Origin of the sequence: Chenggangzhangella methanolivorans (assembly GCF_042648545.1) — a bacterium.
GTDB classification, from domain to species: Bacteria; Pseudomonadota; Alphaproteobacteria; order Rhizobiales; family Methylopilaceae; genus Methylopila; species Methylopila methanolivorans.
In genome coordinates, this window is record NZ_JBHRXS010000004.1 from 740,959 (window position 1) to 757,765 (window position 16,807).

The window sequence follows — 16,807 nt, forward strand, 5'->3', positions numbered from 1 at the left end:
CGCGGCGGCGTCATCCGGTCAGCCGCGCCTGCTGCGCCTCGATCGCCGCGATCAGCCCGTTCAACCGGCGGACATGGCGGGCGTAGACGACGCCGGAGCCGAGGTTCGACAAAAGCCCGGACTGCAGGCTGCCGAAATTCGCCAGGAACGCGCCCGCCACGCCAAGAAGGTTCGCGGCGTAGACGGCGCGATAGTCCCCCCGAAGGCGCGCCCGATGCGTCGCCGCAAGCTCGCCCAGCGCGACGAGGCCGTCGAGTTCGCCGCGCAGCAGCAGAACGTCGGCGGCGTCGTTCGGCGCGCGTCCAAACCCCGCGACCGAAACGCTGACGTCGCTCGCCGCCATGACGTCGGCGGCCTCCGCGGAAGCGCCGTCGCCGACCCAGACGGTGCGTCGCCCGAGGCCCCGCAGCAACGAGACCTTCCCGCGCGCGTCGAGCCCGCCGAATGCGAGCTCGATCCCGACCGCGTCGGCGACGGAGCGCGCGGCGGCGGTCGACCGGCTCGAGACGTGCACGAAGCGCATCTTTGGATTCTGGCGCGTCAGCGCCGCGATCACGGCGCGCGCCTCCGGCTCGCCGCGTCGGCCGAACGTCACGAGCGCCAGCGGGGCGCCGTCGCGGAAGAGGATGGCCGGCCACGTGTCGGGCCCGCTCTGCGCGTCGGCCAGGGAGGCGAGCTTCGGGGGCAGCGTGACGCCGTTTCGTTGCAGATAGGCCGGCGTCACGACGAGGATCTCCCGATCGGCCTCGTCCCTGAAGCGGATCGCGCCCGGGCTCCTGCGCACGCCGCGAACGTCGCGTGGTTGGGCGCCGGGCCGCTTCGCCGCGAGGCGCTCAAGCGCGCGCCCGCGCGCCGACCTCTTCGCAGGAAAAGCCGCCGCGGCGTAGCTGAGCGCGTCGTCCGCCGATCCGGCCAGGACCGCGATCTGGTCGACCTCGACGCCTCGCCGGCCGAGGCCCGCACCGTCGTCGAAGACCATGACGTCTACGCCCCAGAGCGCGTCGAGCGCCGAGATCTTGCGGAACAGAACGCCCCTGGCGAGGCCGCCTGCGAGATCATGGAGCGCCGAGAGCTGGGCGCTGAGTCGGGGCGCCGTGACGTAGTCCGGTCGGATGACCGCCTGGGAGAACCGGGGCGCGCGGACCGTCAGCAGGTTGAGGGCCGCGAGCGCGAGCGCGGGCTTGGCGTTGCGGTTGGCGACGCGCTCGGCCTCGTGGAACGAGGGCAGGTTCCGGAAGGCGGCGTAGGGCAGAATTCGGCCGACATGCGCGACCGCGGTCGCCTCGCCCGCGCGATCGACGCGCAACGTCACCTCGCCGTCCCGCAGGATCGCGCCGGCGTAGACGACATCGCCTGCCTCGACGTCTCGGGCCGGATCGGTCCATGGGCCGAGATGGTCGATCACCGAAGCCGCCCCCGCGACCGCGACGCCGTCGACCGGAACCGTCTCGCCGGCCCGCACGACCACCTCGTCGCCGGGCTGCAGATCGTCGACATGGACCTCGATCTCGGCCGCCTGTCCCGGAACGCGCGCCCAGACCGGGCGCTTGCGATGGGCGGCGAACAGCCGGCGCTGCCGGTTCGCGATGGTGCGATGGGCGAGGTACGGCCACAGCTGCATCAGCGAGGCCATGATCGTGCCGGTCAGCGGCAGGCCGCTGAGCAGCATGAAGCCGAGACCCATCGAATAAAGCGCCGGCAGCCCGACCTGTCCATGGCGCGCCTGCCTGACGGCCGTCGCGACGTTCGGCGCGGCGTAGACGACGACCGCCCCGACCGCCACGGGGCGCAGCGCCGGAACCGCGAACTGCGCGACGGCGGCGAGCGTCAGCAGCGTTCCGGCGGTGGCCAGCCGCTTGGTCGACGGCGGCTCGTCCTCGCCATCGAACAGTGCGGGCCATGACCGTTCGAGCTCGCGCGCGAGCCGTTCGAGCGTGAGCGTCTTCGGGTCGAAGCGCAGCAGGAAGTCGGACGACAGCGACCGCTCCCGCGCGTCCTCGACGCCGAGGATCGAGGCGAGCTGCTGCTCCAGCCGGTGGCTGCGATCGCGGCGTCTCTGTAGCGCGGGGTGGGAGAGGCGTATCCGGTCGCTTCCGACGCGTCGAAGCCGCCAGGTCGAAAGCGTCCCGCCGATCCGGCTGACGCGGATCGGCCAGCGGGCCGGATGATCAAGATAGAGATTGGCAGCCCCGAGCGGATCCGGCGTCCCCACATCCTGCCGGGAATGATGGGCGGCTGCGGCGGGATCGGCGGATCGCCGAAGCGCCGCCGCGAGCCTGCGCCAGACGCTTTCGGGCGCGCTCGCAGGCGCGTAGCCGATGCGTCCGAAAGCGTCTGCGGCGCGAATGTCGACCGTCGCGACGTCGGCGACGGAGAATGCGCTGGCGATGAAGTCGCGCAGCCGGGGCGATCCCGGCTGCGAGAACAGGTCTTCACTCCAGATCGAGACGCCGGCGGCTCCGGGAGCGATGCGCAGTTTCGGCCTCTGGCTCATGCGCGGTTCGAGACGCCCGGAGAGATCACGCCAGCGCCTTGTAGAGATTGAAGAGGCTGAGCGAGGTGATCAGCACGCCGACGGTGATCATGAGCACGCGGGTCGGAAGCTTCTTCACGAGCAGCGCCGCGAGCGGAGCCGCGAAGATCCCGCCGAACACCAGGCCCGCAATCGTGGTCCAATGCGTGAAGCCGCCGAGCAAGGCGAACGAGAACCCGCTCGTGATGGCGAGGAAGAATTCCGCGGCGTTGACCGAGCCGATCGTGGTGCGCGGATCCTGGCCGCCGCCGACGAGCGAGGTCGTCACCACCGGCCCCCAGCCGCCGCCGCCGACCGCGTCCACGAATCCGCCCGCGAGGCCAAGCGGGGCGATGAATGTCGGCGGCTCGGTCCGGATACGGATCGTGCGGAACGCCTTGATGATGATGTAGACGCCGATGAGCAGCAGGTAGCCGGCGATGAAAGGTTTCAGGATGTCGCCGTCGATCGAGGTGACCACGAAGGCGCCTGTGACCGCGCCGACGATCCCCGGGATCAGCAGGCGGCGGAACAACCGCCCGTCCACGTTGCCGAGCTTCCAGTGCGACAGGCCCGAGAAGCCCGTCGTGAAAATCTCCGCGATGTGAACCGAGGCCGAGGCCGCCGCCGGCGGCACGCCGGTCGACAGCAGAAAGGTGGTGGAGGTGACGCCGTAGGCCATGCCGAGCGCGCCGTCGACCATCTGTGCGAATAGGCCGACCGCGACCGCGGTCCAGAAACCGCGCGAGGCGAGGCCCGTCGCGATCTCGTCGGGCGCGGCGGCCCAGTCGATCGGCGACAGATAAAGCCCGACCGCGATCGCCGCGACGACGAGTGCGGCGCCGACAAGGATCGCGACGCGGATCGGGCGGGAGAAACCTGCGGGTTCGGCTGTTGAAGCGTCGTGAACGGTCATGGCCAGGTCGCCTGATGTGAGGGGCGCGACTGGCCGAGACGCGGGCGTCGCCCGATGCCGGTCGCGTGAACTGGCCCTCATCCTGACGATCGATCAAACGTCGTCAACATATTTCTATTAAAATGATCAAGATTATAGGTTTTGAGCCGCCGGACATGATCCTGCGGCGATCCTTGGGAGGATCCGCGCGCGGCCGTCAGGCGGTGTCGGACACGCCGTCTCGGCCCTCGACGGTGAGTGAGGGCTCGAACGGATAGCCGAGACGCGCCACGAGGGCTTCCTTGGCCGTCGGCCAGAGATCGTCGGTGATCGCGAAGTACACGCTGTCCCGGTTCCGGCCGTCCGGATAGATCATGTGCTTGCGAAAGCAGCCTTCCTCGCGCGCCCCGAGCCGAGCGATCGCCGCACGGGACTTGAGGTTCTCGGCGTCGGTCTTCCACTCGACCCGCCGGCATTTCGGAATTTCAAACGCGTACCAGAGCTGGAGCAGCTTGGCTTCCGAGTTCACATGCGACCGCTGGAACGCGGTCGCGATCCAGGTCACGCCGATCTCGAGCCGCCGATGCTCGGGCTCGACATAGTGGAACCGCGTGGACCCGACGACCTTCCGCGTCCGCCTGTCGATCGTCGTGAACGGCACGATGCGGCGAGCTTTCTGAAGCTCAAGCGCCGCGGTCACGAAGTCGGTCATGGTTCCCGGCAGATGATGCCAGCTCGGCATCCACCGCCAGATGGCCTCGTCCGCGCCCGCCGCGGCGAGATCCGCGACATGGTCCATCGAAAGCGGAACCAGCGACACGCCAGCGCCGCGAAGCGTCACGCTCGAAAAATAGTCCACCTCAGCCGCGCCCCTGGGCGCGATGGGCCTTGCGGGCGAGCGCGTCGAGCAAGAAGCCAAGCACGCCGATCACGATCACGACCGCCGCCAGCTCCGAGTAAGCGAGCCGGTCGCGAGTATCGAGGATGAAGTAGCCGAGCCCGGCCGAGACGCCGAGCATCTCGCAGGGCACCAGCATGATCCACTGAATGCCGATCGCGAGCCTCACCCCGGTCAGCACATGCGCCACGATCCCGGGAAGGATCACGCGCGTCAGCAACTCCCACCGGGTCGCGGAGAGGCTTTCGGCGAGCAGCAGCCAGCGACGGTCGAGCGCGCGCACGCCGGCCGCGGTGTTGAGCAGGATCGGCCAGACGGCCGCGAAGGTGAGCAGGAAATAGATCGGCTTGTCGCCGACGCCGAGAACCATCACGGCGATCGGCATCCAGGACAGCGGCGAGATCATGCGAAGCAGCTGGAACGCCGGCGTGGTGGCGGCCTCGAACGTCGTCGAGGCCCCGACCGCAAGCCCGATCGGCACGCCGATCAGCACCGCAAGACCGAGCCCGACCGCGATCCGCTTCAAGCTCAGCCCCACATGGGTCCAGAGGTCCGGTCCCGAGGCGAGGTCGAGGAGGCTCGAAAAGGCGGCCGCTGGCGCAAACAGCCGCGCGAAGGAGCCGGGCGCCGAGAACAGCTCGATCGAGCCCCACCAGAGCGCGACCAACGCGACGAGGCCAAACACGCCGAGCAGGGCGCCTGGAACCGCCGTCGATCGCGGGGCCCGGGGCTCGGACTTTTCCTCGATGGTCCGCGGCGCCTGCGCGGCGGCGTCGCTCACGCCGACACGATTTCGGAGCGCGTCCAGCTGTCGGCGAGACCGAAGGCCTTGAGCCCGCCTGCCGCCTCGACCGCCTTGCGCACGAAGCGGTCGTCGACGAGCTCGCGCGCCGCCGTCGCCGGATCGAGCTCGGCGAGGAAGCGGTTGTCGCCCTCGATCGCGGTCTCCTTCAGGCGCTTCACCAGCTCTTCGGTGTAGCTCGGGAACGGATAGGGCTGGAAGTCGATGCGCCGCTCGCGCCAATCCGCGTTCTTGATCGCGCCGGACTTCACATAGGCCTCGACGTCGGTCTCGGCTGGCGCCAGCACCTTTTCAAGCACGGCTTTGGCGTGCGGCGTGTATTTGTTTTCGCCGTCCTTGGAGAGGAGAGCCGCGGTTTCGGCGCGGTTGTCGCGGGTCCAGAGCTGCGCCTTGACCATGGCGTCCACGACCTTCTGGGACCATTCGGGCCGCTCGTTGAGGTCACGCTCCTGCATGAACACGACGCAGCAGGCGTGGTCCTTCCAGACGTCGCCCGTGAACCGCAGCACCTTGCCGACGCCGAGCGCCTCGGCTGCGGCGTTGAACGGTTCGGCCACGATGTAGCCGGCGATCTGCTTGGCCGCGAGCGCCGGGACCATGTCGGACGGCGCCATGATGACGAGCTGCACCTCGTTCGGTTTCAGCTCTCCGCCCTTCTTGGTGACGGGCGTGAGGCCGTTTTCCTTCAGCAGCGCCTGCAGCACCACGTTGTGGATCGAATACCAAAACGGCACCGCGACGGTCTTGCCGCCGAGCTGTTTCACGTCCGTCACGTCGTTTCCGACGGTGAGCCCCGAGCCGCCCGTATGGTTCCACGCCACGACCTTGGCCGGGGCCTTCGAGCCGAAGCGCGCCCAGACGGTGATGGGCGAGAGCAAATGCACGACGTTGACCTGGCCGGAGACGAAGGCCTCGACGATCTGGGCCCAGCTGCGGAATAGCACGGGCTTTTCGGCCTTCAGCCCCTCCTTGTCGAAGAAGCCTTTTCCGTGCGCAACGAGGAGCGGCGTCGCGTCGGTGATCGGCAGGTAGCCGATCTTCACCGGCTTGTCGGGGCTTTGCGCGCGCGCTTCCGCGGCTTTCAGGAGCGGCGCGGCCCCGGCCGCGGTGAAGAGGGCCGCAAGCCGGACGGCGTCGCGGCGAGAGAAAATGAAATCGTCGGTCGGCATGGGTTTTTGTCCGTCAATGTCGGCGCACGGCCGAACGAAGGGCGGTGAGGATTTCGATGCGGAGCGCGCCGGTCTCGGCCACGGCGTCCTCGCGCGGATGGGGCAGATCGACGTCCCAGACCCCGACGGCGCGGGCCGGCGCGCCGCCGAGAAGCACGATGCGGTCCGCGACGTTGAGCGCCTCGTCGACGTCGTGGGTGATGAGTAGAGCCGCGGCGCGATGGCGGGCCACGACTTTCAGCAGAAGCGCCTGCATGGCGGCGCGCGTCACCTCGTCGAGCGCGCCGAACGGCTCGTCGAGCAGCAGCACGTCGGGTTCGCGGGCGAGACAGCGGGCGAGCGCGGTGCGCTGCGCCATGCCGCCCGAAAGCGCCGAGGGGCGGAACTTTCGGGCCGCCTCCAGCCCGACCTCGGCGATCGCGGCGTCGATCAGCGCCTTGCGGGCCGCGGCCTCGCGCCTCGGCTGGCGCTTGAAGTCGAGCCCGAACGCGACGTTTCCCTCGAGCGTCAGCCACGGCAGCAGCGCGGGATCCTGAAACGCGACGGCGACGCGCGGCTGCGGCGCGTCTATCTCGACGCCGCCCGCGAGCACGCGGCCGGAGCTTGCGCGCTGGAGCCCGCCGAGCACCCGAAGAAGGCTCGACTTGCCGACGCCGCTCTGGCCGAGCACCGCCACGATCTCGCCGGGCGCGACCGCCAGATCGAGATCAGCGATCACGGGCGCGGCGCCCGGATAGCGGATCGAAAGCCGCTGGACCTCGAGCGCCGGCGCGTTCATGCGGCGCGTCCCGCATGGACCTGGCCCGCGAGCGCGTTTTTCAGCTGCACGATGCTCGGCGTGATGATCGGCAGGAACGCCGCCTCGCGCCAGCGCCGCGCGAAGCCTTCGCCGGGGGCGACGAGGTAGCACTTGCCGCCGCTCGCCTGCAGCTCGAGCTGGACGGCTTGCGTCGCGGCCTCGCAGAGCGCGATGCGGATGCGGAAGAGATCTGCGGGCCGCGTGCGGAAGACGCCCTCGTGGAGCCCCTCATGAAGCGCCCGCTTGGACGCTGCGAGCCGCTCCGACAAAGCTTCGATCTCTGGCCGCAGCACATGGCGACCGGAACCCGCCGCAGCGGCGGCCTCGGCGATCGAGCGGCGCGCGACGCCGATCGACATGCCGCATTGCAGCCCGAGGAAAGCGGGCCGCACGGCGGGGAGCCAGCCCTTGGCGTCGGCGGCGATCACGTCGCTCGCCGGCAGGGGAACGCCGGTCAGCCTGACGGCCGCGGTCGCGGTCGAGCGCATGGCCATGAGGTCGAGGTCCGGCGAACGTTCGACGCCCGCGCCGTCATGGGCGATCGAGGCCACGAAGGGCGCGCCGTCCGGGCCCTGGACGGCCGCCGCCACCAGATAGTTGCCGGTCTGGAGGTTGGTCACCCAGGGCATCTTGCCGTCGAGGACGAAATCCTCGCCGGACCGCGCCGCGGCGATCTGCAGCTCTTCAAGTCCCGCCAGGAACTTCATGGCGTTGGAGAGGCCGGTCGCGCCCGCGAGCGAACCGTCGAAGAGACGGGTGAGATGACGGTCCCGAAGGGCGGCGTTCGGGCTCTGCAGCAGATATTCGATGTAGGTCCGGTGGCCCCAGAACACGAAGCCGGCCGCCAGCGAGCGTTCGGCGACCTGCGCCAACGCCTCGACCGCGTCGGAAATGTCGCCGCCCGAACCGTCGAGCTCGACCGGCGCGCCGATCCGGAAGAGGCCGGCGTCCGCAAGCCGCTTCAGCAGCGTCGCTGGATCGCCGATCCCGGCGTCGAGCGCCGACGCGTTGTCGTCAAGCCAGTGTTCGAGCGAAGGGTCGAGGCTCATTCCGCCGCCTTCAGGCCGTCCCAGCGGTAGTCCTCGAGCTGGGGATTGAGCGGAGGTTGCCCGAGATTGTTGGCGAAGTTGCAGAGCGTGGCGAGGCTGACGCCCAGCACGACTTCGAGCGCGGCCTGATCGTCGTAGCCGGCAGCCTTCAAGGCGGCGAGATCGGCGTCCTCCACCTTGCCGCGGGTCGCGATCACCGCGGTGGTGAAGGCTTGCACGGCGTCGAGTTTGGCCTCGCCCGTCGTGCGGACGCCGCGGAGCGCCTCGACCTGCGCGCCGGGAAGTCCGGCTTTGGCGGTCGCCACCTTGGTGTGGCCGGCGACGCAGAAGCCGCAGCCATGGGTCGCCGCGGCGGTGATCTGGACGACCTCGCGCTCGGCGAGCGTCAGCGACGCGCGGCCGTTGATGCCGCCGACGGTCAGATAAGCCTCAAGCGCCGTCGGGGCGTTGGCCAGAACCCTTAAAAGATTGGGCAGAAAACCGTTCGCCTTCTCGGCGCTGGCGAGGAAAGGCTTTGCGGCGTCGGGCGCGTCGTCGAGCGTGCGAAGCGGCAGGCGGCTCATGATTGGCCTCGTTTGTTGGTCTTGCGAGCGCGGCGATCGTGCGTCAGGGGACAGCCCCCGCGCAAGACGCCCTCAGGACGTCGCCGCAGCCCTGACGCCGAACTCGCCGCCGATCGTGGCGTGGCGCTGACGGCCCCTCTCGCCCACGCCGAGATGCGGGAACAGCAGCTCCGCGACCTTGAAGGCCTCCTCGAGATGCGGGTAGCCGGAAGCGATGATCGTATCGACGCCGACGGCCTGATACTCCCGAAGTCGCTGCGCCACCGTCTCCGGATCGCCGACGAGCGCCGTGCCCGCGCCCTTGCGCACGAGGCCAAGGCCCGCCCAGAGGTTGGGAGCGATCTCCAAATTGTCCCGCCGTCCGCCATGCAGCGCGGTCATGCGCGCCTGGCCCACGGAGTCGGACTTCGCGGCCATCGCCTGCGTGGCGGCGATCGCGTCGTCCGATACCTTGCTGATGAGGCGGTTGGCGGCGCTCCAGGCCTCGGCTGCGGTCTCTCGGACGATCAGGTGGATCCGCAAGCCGAACTTCAACCTTCGGCCCCGTCTGGCGGCTGCGGCGCGGACGCGCTCGATCTTCTCCGCCACCTGATCGACCGGCTCGCCCCATGAGAGGTAGACCTCGGTCTGGTCGGCCGCGAGCTCGATCGCGGCGTCGGACGATCCGCCGAACCAGAGCGGCGGATGCGGGGTCTGCACCGGCGGGAAAGCGAGCTCCGCCCCGAACGCCTTCAGGTGCTCGCCCTCGAAGTCGACCTTTTCGCCCGACAGCATGCGCCGCCAGACCGTGAGGAATTCGGCGGCCTGTTCGTAGCGGGCGTCGTGATCCAGGAAGACGCCGTCGCCCGCGAGCTCCGCCGCGTCGCCGCCCACGACGACGTTGAGCAGCAGCCGTCCGCGGCTGATGCGGTCGAGCGCCGCCGCCTGCCGGGCCGCAAAGGCCGGGCTGGTGACGCCGGGGCGCAGCGCCACGAGAAACTTCAACCGTTCCGTCGCGGCGGCGAGCGCCGTGGCGACGATCCAAGACTCTTCGCACCCCTTGCCGGTGGGCAGCAGAACGCCCTCGAACCCCAGCCGGTCCACCGCGATCGCGATCTGCTCGAGATAGGGAAAATCCGCCGGCCGATGGCCGATGTCGGAACCGATATAGGTCCCGTCGCCCTGCGTCGGGATGAACCAGAACATCGAGAGCGGCGCGGTCATCGAAAATCTCGTCCTTTGGAATGCCAAGCGGATCTTGCCGATCGCGCGGAGCGTCCGCCGATCGCGATGGCGCGCTGCAGCAAAGCCGCTTGACGCGCTTTTTCCATACATTCTATCACTTTGATAGATCAATAACCGACGCGACGTCTCGCGAGGCTTTTCCATGCCGCCCTCTGAAACTGACATCGGCTTCGACCCGCTGGCCGTGGGCGCGGGCTCGCCGCCGCGATCGGCCGCGGCGACCCGGCTCGCCCAGGCCGGACAGGCGATCTTCGGACCCCGCTTCCATGCGCCGCTCGCCACTGAACTCAAGGTCTCCCGGCCGCTGCTGTTTGCGATGGTGAACGACCAGCGCCGCATCACTCCCGACGTCGAACGGCGGCTCGCCGTCACGATCCGCGCCAGGATCGTCCCGCAGCTCGAGGCCAGGATCGAGACGCTCGCCTTGCTGGCGGAATCGATCGAGCGAAAGCTCGAGGCCTATTCGCAGACGCCGGCCGTCCAGGCGGAGCCGCGGCCGTGAACGCTCCGACGCCCGCCGCCGCGTTCGCGGCCGTCCGTGACGACGACTTCCAGAGCCTGTTCGCCGAGGTGGGCGCGCGCGCCGCCGAGCGCGACCGCGAACGCGTCCACCCGACCGACGTCATCGCGCTGCTGCGCGAGCGCCGCGTCGGCGCGCTGCGTCTGCCCGTGGAGGAGGGCGGCCGCGGCTATTCGCTGCGCCGGCTGTTGTCCTTCGTGATCGGGCTTGCGGCGGCGGACTCGAACGTCGCCCATGCGCTGCGCAACCACTACGCCTTCGTCGATCGTTTCGCGCTGCCTCATGCCGTTCCGGGGCGCGAGCGCTGGTCGGGCCTCGTCGCCACCGGCGCGATCGTGGGCGTCGCAAACACCGAACTCACAAGCGCCAAGATCGGCGCGAGCGACTACGCCACGACGCTGACGCAAGCCGGCGACGGCTATCTGCTGAACGGACGGAAATATTACAGCACCGGCGCGCTTTACGCGGACTTCGTCCTGATCCGCGCGGTGCTGCCGGACGGCCGACCCGCCTCCGCCATCATCCCCGTCGAACGCGACGGCGTCGAACTCGTCGACGACTGGGACGGCGCGGGCCAACGACTGACCGGCTCCGGCACCACGGTGCTGCGAGACGTGCGCGTCGAGGCCGACGAAGTGATCCCGGATACCGAAGAGGTCGGCTACGGCGTGCCCTACGCCAACACGCTGGCGCAGCTCATCGTGACCGGCGTCGTGGCGGGCATTTGCCGCAATGTGCTGGCCGACGCCTCGGCGCTGCTCGGCGGCCGCAAGGAGCGACATTTCTATTACGCCAGCTCCGAACGGGCCGCAGACGACCCGGTTCTGCTCGGGGTGATCGGCGAGATCTCCGCCTCGGCATTCGCGGCCGAATCCGTCGTGCTCGCCGCGGCCGACGCGCTCGACCTCGTATTCGAGGCGCGCCGGCAGGGCCTTCCGGCCGAACAGCTGGCGGTGAATGCGGCGGCCGCCACCGCGCGGGCGAAGCTCGTCGCCGACGAACTCACGCTGCGCGCCGCCACGCGCCTGTTCGACGTCGGCGGCGCCTCGGCGACCAAGCGCACGGCGGGCCTCGACCGGCACTGGCGAAACGCCCGGACGCTGTCCTCTCACAACCCCACCCCCCTCAAGGCGAGCGCGCTCGGCGCATATGCGCTGCATGGGACGCCGCTGCCCTCGCAGGGCTTCTTCTGATCTGCGCTTTCGGCCGCGCGAAAGTGCGGACCACGCCCTTCCTCCCTCAGACGAGCCGATCGATGATCGCCCATAGACACCTGCGCCGCGCCGCCGGCGGTTCCTTCCTCGCGCTTGCGCTCGCTGCGCCCGGCGCGGTCTTCGCCGAACAGCCGAAGCCTGGCGGCTCGCTGACATTCGGCGTGACGACAGAGCCTGCCTGCTTCAACCCGCAGCGGTCCGAGCAGCAGAACTCCTTCATCGTGATCCGCAACTTCGTGGACTCGCTCGTCGCCAAGAACGCCGACGGCCGCTTTCTGCCCTGGCTCGCGACCTCCTGGACGATTTCGCCGGACGGCAAGACCTACGACTTCAAGCTGCGCGACGACGTGACGTTCCACGACGGCGAGAAGTTCGACGCCGAAGCGCTCAAGTTCAATTTCGACTTCATCAAGGAGCCGGCGAACACCAACGCCGCCGGTCAGCTTCTGCTGGCCTACGAGAAATCCGAGGTCCTCTCGCCCACTGAGCTGCGGGTGACGCTGAAGCGGCCGGACTCCGCGTTGCTCGAAGCGTTTTCGAGCATTCGCCTCGGCATCCTGTCACCCAAGGCGCTGAAGTCCGGCGACCGGCTGTGCTCGGGCGGCCCGGCGCTCGCCGGCACCGGTCCGTTCGTGTTCCAGTCCTACACCCGCGGGCAGTCGGTGCAGCTCAAGCGCAACGAGGCCTATCGCTGGGCGCCGGGTTATGCGGCGCATCAGGGGCCGGCCTATCTCGACACCGCGACCATCCGCTTCCTGCCGGAATACTCGGTGCGCGCCGGCGCGCTCTCTTCCGATCAGGTCGACGTCATCGAAGGCGTCCAGCCGATCGACGTCGCTCTGTTCAAGGGTCAACCCGGCTTCCAGTTCCTCGTCGGGCCGTCGGGCGCCCAGACCTCGTTCACCTTCAACATCAACTACACGATCCCGCCGGCCGACGACGTCCGGGTGCGGCGCGCCTTGCGCGACGGCGGCGACATCGCCGGGCTGGTGCAGGGCGTCTATCTCGGCACGGTGCGCCGCGCCTGGTCGAACATCGGCCCGGAAAACCCGTTCTACAACAAGGCTCTCGAAGGCAGCTGGGGCAACGACCCGAAGAAGGCCAACGCCATTCTCGACGAGGCCGGCTGGACGGGGCGAGACGCGGAGGGCTTCCGCATCAAGGACGGCAAGCGCCTCACCATCGAGGTCGGCTACCCGCAGCCCTTCGTGCGCGACAACCGCGACGTGCTGATCCAGGGCCTGCAAGCGCAACTGCGCAAGAACCTCGGCTTCGACCTCAAGCTGCGCATCATCACGGCGGGCGAGTGGGCGCAGCAGCGCGAGAAGGCGACCTGGACGATCTATCCAAACACGTTCCTGCCCGCCGACGCGGCCCAGGAGCTGCAGAGCAACATCGGCGAGCAGGGCTTCATCCGCGCCGCCGCCGCCAAGGGCGACAAGGAGCTCTTTCGCCTCATCAACGCGGCGCTCGCCGCCACCGACGTCGAGGAGAAGAAACAGCTCGTCGACGCCGCGCAGAAACGCGCGGTGGACGAGGCCTTCATCGTCCCGCTGTTCTCGGCGAACTACCAGCTCGCCGCCAAGGACACGGTGCGCGGCCTGTCGTTCGAGGCGCAGCTCGACTCGCCCTCGAGCCTCCACGACGTCTGGCTCGCGAGCCGGTGAGCGCGAGGCCGCTGCTCCGGCGCGTCGCCGCAAGGCTCGCGACCAGCATCCTGGTCGCGTGGGGAAGCGTCACGACGGCGTTCGTCGCCCTCCACGCGCTGCCCGGGAAGATCGAGGACATTCTCGCGGGAGACCTCGAATATCCCGGCCTGCGCGAGGCGATCGCGGCCGAGTGGGGGCTCGATCGGAGCCTGCCCGAGCAATATGTCGACTTCGTCGCCCGCATCGCCTCCTGCGACTTCGGCGTCTCCTACGTGCTGCGCCAGCCGGTCGTCGAGATCGTCGGCTCGCAAGTCTGGCCGACCGTGCAGCTCGCGGCCGCGGCCGGCGCGCTGGCGCTTGTCCTCGCGGTCCTCGCCGCGACGCTGACGGCGGGCCGCGGGCCGCTCGCCCGTGGGGTCGCCTCCACGGTCGAGCTCGTCTGCGCCTCCGCGCCGGTGTTCTGGATCGGCATCCTGCTGCTGATGGCGTTCTCCTTCACGCTGCGCTGGTTCCCGGTGTCGGGCGCGCAGAACTGGAAGTCGCTGGTGCTGCCGGCCGTCGCGCTCGCGCTGCCGACCGCCGGGCTGCTCGCGCAGGTGCTGCGCGAGGCGATGGAGAAGACGCTCGAGCAGCCGTTCATCGTCACCGCGCGCGCCCGCGGCCTCGGCGAGACGCTGATCCGCGTCCGCCATGTGCTGCGCCACGCCGCGCTGCCGGCCGTGACGCTTGGAGGCTGGATGATCGGCGGGCTGCTCGGCGGCGCCGTCATCACCGAAAAGGTCTTCGGCCGGCCGGGCCTTGGCGCGGTGACGCTGAACGCGGTGCTCACGCATGACGTGCCGGTGGTGCTCGCGGTGGTGCTTCTCGCGGCCTTCATCCACGTGGCGGCCTCGACGCTGCTCGACGTCGTCTATCTCGCGATCGATCCCCGGCTGAGGGCGCAATGACCGACACGCTTCTCGACGCAAGGATCGCAGCCGCCGAAGCGCCCGCGAGACGCCGCGCGGGCCTTGGCCACGCGCTTCGTCAGTCGGCCCCGTTGGCGGCCGCGGCCTTCATCGCGGTCCTGGCCGCGGTCGCGATCGCGCCGGAGCTTTTCACGCGCGCCGACCCGCTCGCCGAGGACGTGATGGCGGCGCTGAAGGCCCCCGGGGCCGAGCATCTGTTCGGCACCGACAGGCTCGGCCGCGACGTCTTCGCCCGCGTGGTCCACGGCGCGCAGTACTCGCTCGCGATCGGGCTCGGCAGCGCCGCGATCAGCGTCGTGTTCGGCGTGGCGCTCGGGCTTCTGGCGGGCCTGCGCAGCCGGCTCCTCGACGAGGCGATCTGCCGGCTGTTCGACGTGATCTCGTCGTTTCCCGGCGTGCTGCTCGCAATGCTGGTCGTCACTTTCCTCGGCGCCGGCATGGAAAACATCGCGGTCGCGGTTGGCGTCGCCGGAATCCCCAAGTTCGGCCGCGTCGTCCGCGCCCAGACCCAGCTCGTGCGCGACGCCGACTACGTGACCCACGCCGTGATCTACGGCCGCTCGCGCCTCGCGACCTTCGCGGCCCATCTGCTGCCGAACGTCCTCACCGCAATTCCGGTGGTCGGGACGGTCTATGTCGGGACCACGATCCTCGCGGTCTCGGGGCTGAGCTTCCTTGGGCTCGGGCCCCAGCCGCCGACGCCCGAATGGGGCGTCATGCTCGCCGAAAGCCGCGACGTGCTGCGCGTCGCCTGGTGGCCGAGCGTGTTTCCAGGCGCCGCCATCACGCTGACGGTGATCTCCTTCACCGTGCTCGGCAACGCGCTGCAGCGCCGCTTCGAGGGGCGAACGTCGTGAGCGCGCGGGAGACGCTGGTCGAGATCGAAGACCTGACGGTCGCCTTCGGCGCGGACCCCGGAACGCCGGCCGTGCAGAACGTCGATCTCGTGGTGCGGGCGGGCGAGTGCGTGGCGCTTGTCGGCGAGTCAGGCTCCGGCAAGAGCGTCACGGCGCGCAGTCTCCTGGGGCTCGCGGGCGCCGACGCCCAGATGACCGCGCGGCGCTTCCGGATCGCCGGCGAGGACGCGCTCGGCTTCGACGAGCGGCGTTGGCGGGCGATCCGCGGACGCTTCGCAGGCCTCGTGATGCAGGACGCGCTGACCTCGCTCGATCCGCTGCGCACGATCGGCCGGGAGGTCGTCGAGGCGGCGCGCCATCACCGCTTGCTGGCGCCGCGCGACGCCGGTGACGGGCTCGTGCGGGAGGCGCTGTCCCGCGTCGGCGTCCCGGACCCGGACCGCCGCGCCCGCCAATACGCCCACCAGCTGTCGGGCGGGCTGCGGCAGCGCGCTTTGATCGCGGCCGCGATCGCCGGCGGTCCTAGGCTCGTCATCGCCGACGAACCGACCACGGCGCTCGACGCCGCGATCCAGACCCAGGTGGTCGCCGTGCTTCGCGACCTCGTGGCGGCAGGCGCGGGGCTCCTGCTCATAAGCCACGACCTTTCCGTCGTGGCGGGCGTCGCCGATCGCGTCCACGTCATGCGGCGCGGGCGCGTGGTGGACAGCGGCCCAACCGCCGAGGTGCTGGCGCGCCCGCGCCATGGCTACACGCGCGAGCTGATCGCGGCGTCGCCGTCGAAAGGCTCGCGCGGGGCGCGGCTGTCGTCGGCCCGGATCGCGCCTGACGCTGCGGGCGCGATCCGGATCCTGCGCGACCCGCTGCCCGCCCGCGCGCCGATCGGCGAGGCGCCGGTCCTCGAGGCGAGCGGCCTCACCAAGCGCTATGCGGCCGGCAACGCCGCAAAGGCCTTCACGGCGCTCGACGACGTGTCGCTCACCATCCGCGCCGGCGAGGTGGTGGGACTGGTGGGGGAGTCGGGCTCCGGCAAGTCGACGCTCGCCAAGATCGCACTCGGTCTCCTGGAGCCGGACGCCGGGAACGTCCGGCTGCTCGGCCGCCAATGGTCGGTCGTCGCCGAACGGGAGCGGCGCGCCTTGCGGCCGAAGCTGCAATACATCCCGCAGGATCCGCTGAGCAGCTTCGACCCGCGCTACCGCGTCGCAGACATCATCGGCGAGAACCTTTCAGGACTGTCCAGTCAGGCCAGGCGCGACCGGACCGCGGCGCTGCTCGAACAGGTCGGGCTTGACCACGCTTACAAAAACCGGCGGCCCGCGACCCTTTCGGGCGGCCAGCGGCAGCGCGTCGCGATCGCCCGGGCGCTTGCGGCCGAGCCTGCGCTGATCATTTGCGACGAGCCGGTCTCGGCGCTCGACGTCCGCATCCAGGCGCAGGTGGTCGACCTGATCGCGGAGCTCCAATCCCGGCTCGGCACGGCGCTCTTGTTCATCAGCCACGATCTCGCGCTCGTACGGCACGTCGCGGACCGGATCCTGATCCTGAAGGACGGCCGGATCGTCGAGCAGGGCGAGACCGACGCGGTGTTCGACGCGCCGATCCACGACTACACGCGCGCCCTCATCGGCTCGATTCCGCCGCCGCTCCACGCCGAAGACCGCGCCCCAGCCCACCCGTGAAGGAGA

General features: G+C 70.0%; 15 protein-coding genes. 6 read left to right on the top strand and 9 right to left on the bottom strand.

Annotated features, from left to right (window positions below; all coding sequences use genetic code 11):
• Positions 1 to 10: 10 nt before the first annotated feature.
• The 9 genes from ACFOWB_RS08900 to ssuD all read right to left on the bottom strand — a co-directional run bounded on the left by ACFOWB_RS08900 (position 11) and on the right by ssuD (position 9,890).
• Complete coding sequence (locus ACFOWB_RS08900) at positions 11 to 2,494, bottom strand: P-type ATPase (protein ID WP_378146804.1); 2,484 nt, start codon at positions 2,492 to 2,494, stop codon at positions 11 to 13.
• A 25-nt stretch (positions 2,495 to 2,519) separates the two neighbouring features.
• Positions 2,520 to 3,428: a sulfite exporter TauE/SafE family protein gene (locus ACFOWB_RS08905; protein WP_378146806.1), complete on the bottom strand. Its 909-nt coding sequence runs from the start codon at positions 3,426 to 3,428 to the stop codon at positions 2,520 to 2,522.
• Positions 3,429 to 3,624: 196 nt separating this feature from the next.
• Positions 3,625 to 4,266, bottom strand: a complete 642-nt coding sequence (locus ACFOWB_RS08910; RefSeq protein ID WP_378146808.1) for a GNAT family N-acetyltransferase — start codon at positions 4,264 to 4,266, stop codon at positions 3,625 to 3,627.
• Position 4,267: 1 nt separating this feature from the next.
• Positions 4,268 to 5,086, bottom strand: a complete 819-nt coding sequence (locus ACFOWB_RS08915; protein ID WP_261403694.1) for an ABC transporter permease — start codon at positions 5,084 to 5,086, stop codon at positions 4,268 to 4,270.
• Positions 5,083 to 6,276, bottom strand: coding sequence for an ABC transporter substrate-binding protein (locus ACFOWB_RS08920; RefSeq protein WP_378146811.1), 1,194 nt, complete (start codon positions 6,274 to 6,276; stop codon positions 5,083 to 5,085). The genes ACFOWB_RS08915 and ACFOWB_RS08920 overlap by 4 nt, the downstream gene beginning before the upstream one ends.
• A 13-nt stretch (positions 6,277 to 6,289) precedes the next feature.
• Entirely contained in the window at positions 6,290 to 7,054 is a 765-nt protein-coding gene (locus ACFOWB_RS08925; protein WP_378146813.1) for an ABC transporter ATP-binding protein, read from the bottom strand.
• On the bottom strand, positions 7,051 to 8,124 hold the full coding sequence (locus tag ACFOWB_RS08930; protein WP_378146815.1) for an acyl-CoA dehydrogenase family protein: 1,074 nt from the start codon (positions 8,122 to 8,124) through the stop codon (positions 7,051 to 7,053). The genes ACFOWB_RS08925 and ACFOWB_RS08930 overlap by 4 nt, the downstream gene beginning before the upstream one ends.
• Positions 8,121 to 8,687 carry a carboxymuconolactone decarboxylase family protein gene (locus ACFOWB_RS08935; protein ID WP_378146818.1) on the bottom strand — a complete coding sequence of 189 codons (567 nt, stop codon included), beginning with the start codon at positions 8,685 to 8,687 and terminating at the stop codon, positions 8,121 to 8,123. Before ACFOWB_RS08935 ends, ACFOWB_RS08930 begins: the two co-directional genes overlap by 4 nt.
• Before the next feature lie 72 nt (positions 8,688 to 8,759).
• Positions 8,760 to 9,890 (bottom strand): FMNH2-dependent alkanesulfonate monooxygenase, encoded by a 1,131-nt coding sequence (gene ssuD, locus ACFOWB_RS08940; protein ID WP_261403689.1) that lies wholly within the window; start codon positions 9,888 to 9,890, stop codon positions 8,760 to 8,762.
• A 163-nt stretch (positions 9,891 to 10,053) separates the two neighbouring features.
• Here ssuD and ACFOWB_RS08945 point away from each other — a divergent pair, with 163 nt between their 5' ends.
• From ACFOWB_RS08945 to nikE, 6 genes are all read left to right on the top strand, one after another.
• The gene (locus ACFOWB_RS08945) at positions 10,054 to 10,413 is read left to right on the top strand and encodes a hypothetical protein (RefSeq protein WP_261403688.1); all 360 of its coding nucleotides are present in this window, start codon (positions 10,054 to 10,056) and stop codon (positions 10,411 to 10,413) included.
• Complete coding sequence (locus tag ACFOWB_RS08950; RefSeq protein ID WP_261403687.1) at positions 10,410 to 11,624, top strand: acyl-CoA dehydrogenase; 1,215 nt, start codon at positions 10,410 to 10,412, stop codon at positions 11,622 to 11,624. Before ACFOWB_RS08945 ends, ACFOWB_RS08950 begins: the two co-directional genes overlap by 4 nt.
• A gap of 62 nt (positions 11,625 to 11,686) precedes the next feature.
• Positions 11,687 to 13,312 carry an ABC transporter substrate-binding protein gene (locus tag ACFOWB_RS08955; protein ID WP_261403686.1) on the top strand — a complete coding sequence of 542 codons (1,626 nt, stop codon included), beginning with the start codon at positions 11,687 to 11,689 and terminating at the stop codon, positions 13,310 to 13,312.
• Positions 13,309 to 14,241 carry an ABC transporter permease gene (locus ACFOWB_RS08960; protein ID WP_261403685.1) on the top strand — a complete coding sequence of 311 codons (933 nt, stop codon included), beginning with the start codon at positions 13,309 to 13,311 and terminating at the stop codon, positions 14,239 to 14,241. The genes ACFOWB_RS08955 and ACFOWB_RS08960 overlap by 4 nt, the downstream gene beginning before the upstream one ends.
• Positions 14,238 to 15,119, top strand: coding sequence for an ABC transporter permease (locus ACFOWB_RS08965; protein WP_261403684.1), 882 nt, complete (start codon positions 14,238 to 14,240; stop codon positions 15,117 to 15,119). The genes ACFOWB_RS08960 and ACFOWB_RS08965 overlap by 4 nt, the downstream gene beginning before the upstream one ends.
• Positions 15,116 to 16,801: a nickel ABC transporter ATP-binding protein NikE gene (gene nikE / locus ACFOWB_RS08970; protein WP_261403683.1), complete on the top strand. Its 1,686-nt coding sequence runs from the start codon at positions 15,116 to 15,118 to the stop codon at positions 16,799 to 16,801. Before ACFOWB_RS08965 ends, nikE begins: the two co-directional genes overlap by 4 nt.
• The last annotated feature ends 6 nt before the right edge of the window (positions 16,802 to 16,807 follow it).

What these genes read in the sequence shown, in the direction of transcription:
- ACFOWB_RS08945 (WP_261403688.1), top strand. Translation starts at nt 10,054, where the DNA reads ATGCCGCCCTCTGAAACTGACATCGGCTTCGACCCGCTGGCCGTGGGC.
- ACFOWB_RS08935 (WP_378146818.1), bottom strand. Translation starts at nt 8,687, where the DNA reads ATGAGCCGCCTGCCGCTTCGCACGCTCGACGACGCGCCCGACGCCGCA.
- ACFOWB_RS08900 (WP_378146804.1), bottom strand. Translation starts at nt 2,494, where the DNA reads ATGAGCCAGAGGCCGAAACTGCGCATCGCTCCCGGAGCCGCCGGCGTC.
- ACFOWB_RS08920 (WP_378146811.1), bottom strand. Translation starts at nt 6,276, where the DNA reads ATGCCGACCGACGATTTCATTTTCTCTCGCCGCGACGCCGTCCGGCTT.
- ssuD (WP_261403689.1), bottom strand. Translation starts at nt 9,890, where the DNA reads ATGACCGCGCCGCTCTCGATGTTCTGGTTCATCCCGACGCAGGGCGAC.
- ACFOWB_RS08930 (WP_378146815.1), bottom strand. Translation starts at nt 8,124, where the DNA reads ATGAGCCTCGACCCTTCGCTCGAACACTGGCTTGACGACAACGCGTCG.
- ACFOWB_RS08925 (WP_378146813.1), bottom strand. Translation starts at nt 7,054, where the DNA reads ATGAACGCGCCGGCGCTCGAGGTCCAGCGGCTTTCGATCCGCTATCCG.
- ACFOWB_RS08955 (WP_261403686.1), top strand. Translation starts at nt 11,687, where the DNA reads ATGATCGCCCATAGACACCTGCGCCGCGCCGCCGGCGGTTCCTTCCTC.
- ACFOWB_RS08905 (WP_378146806.1), bottom strand. Translation starts at nt 3,428, where the DNA reads ATGACCGTTCACGACGCTTCAACAGCCGAACCCGCAGGTTTCTCCCGC.
- ACFOWB_RS08965 (WP_261403684.1), top strand. Translation starts at nt 14,238, where the DNA reads ATGACCGACACGCTTCTCGACGCAAGGATCGCAGCCGCCGAAGCGCCC.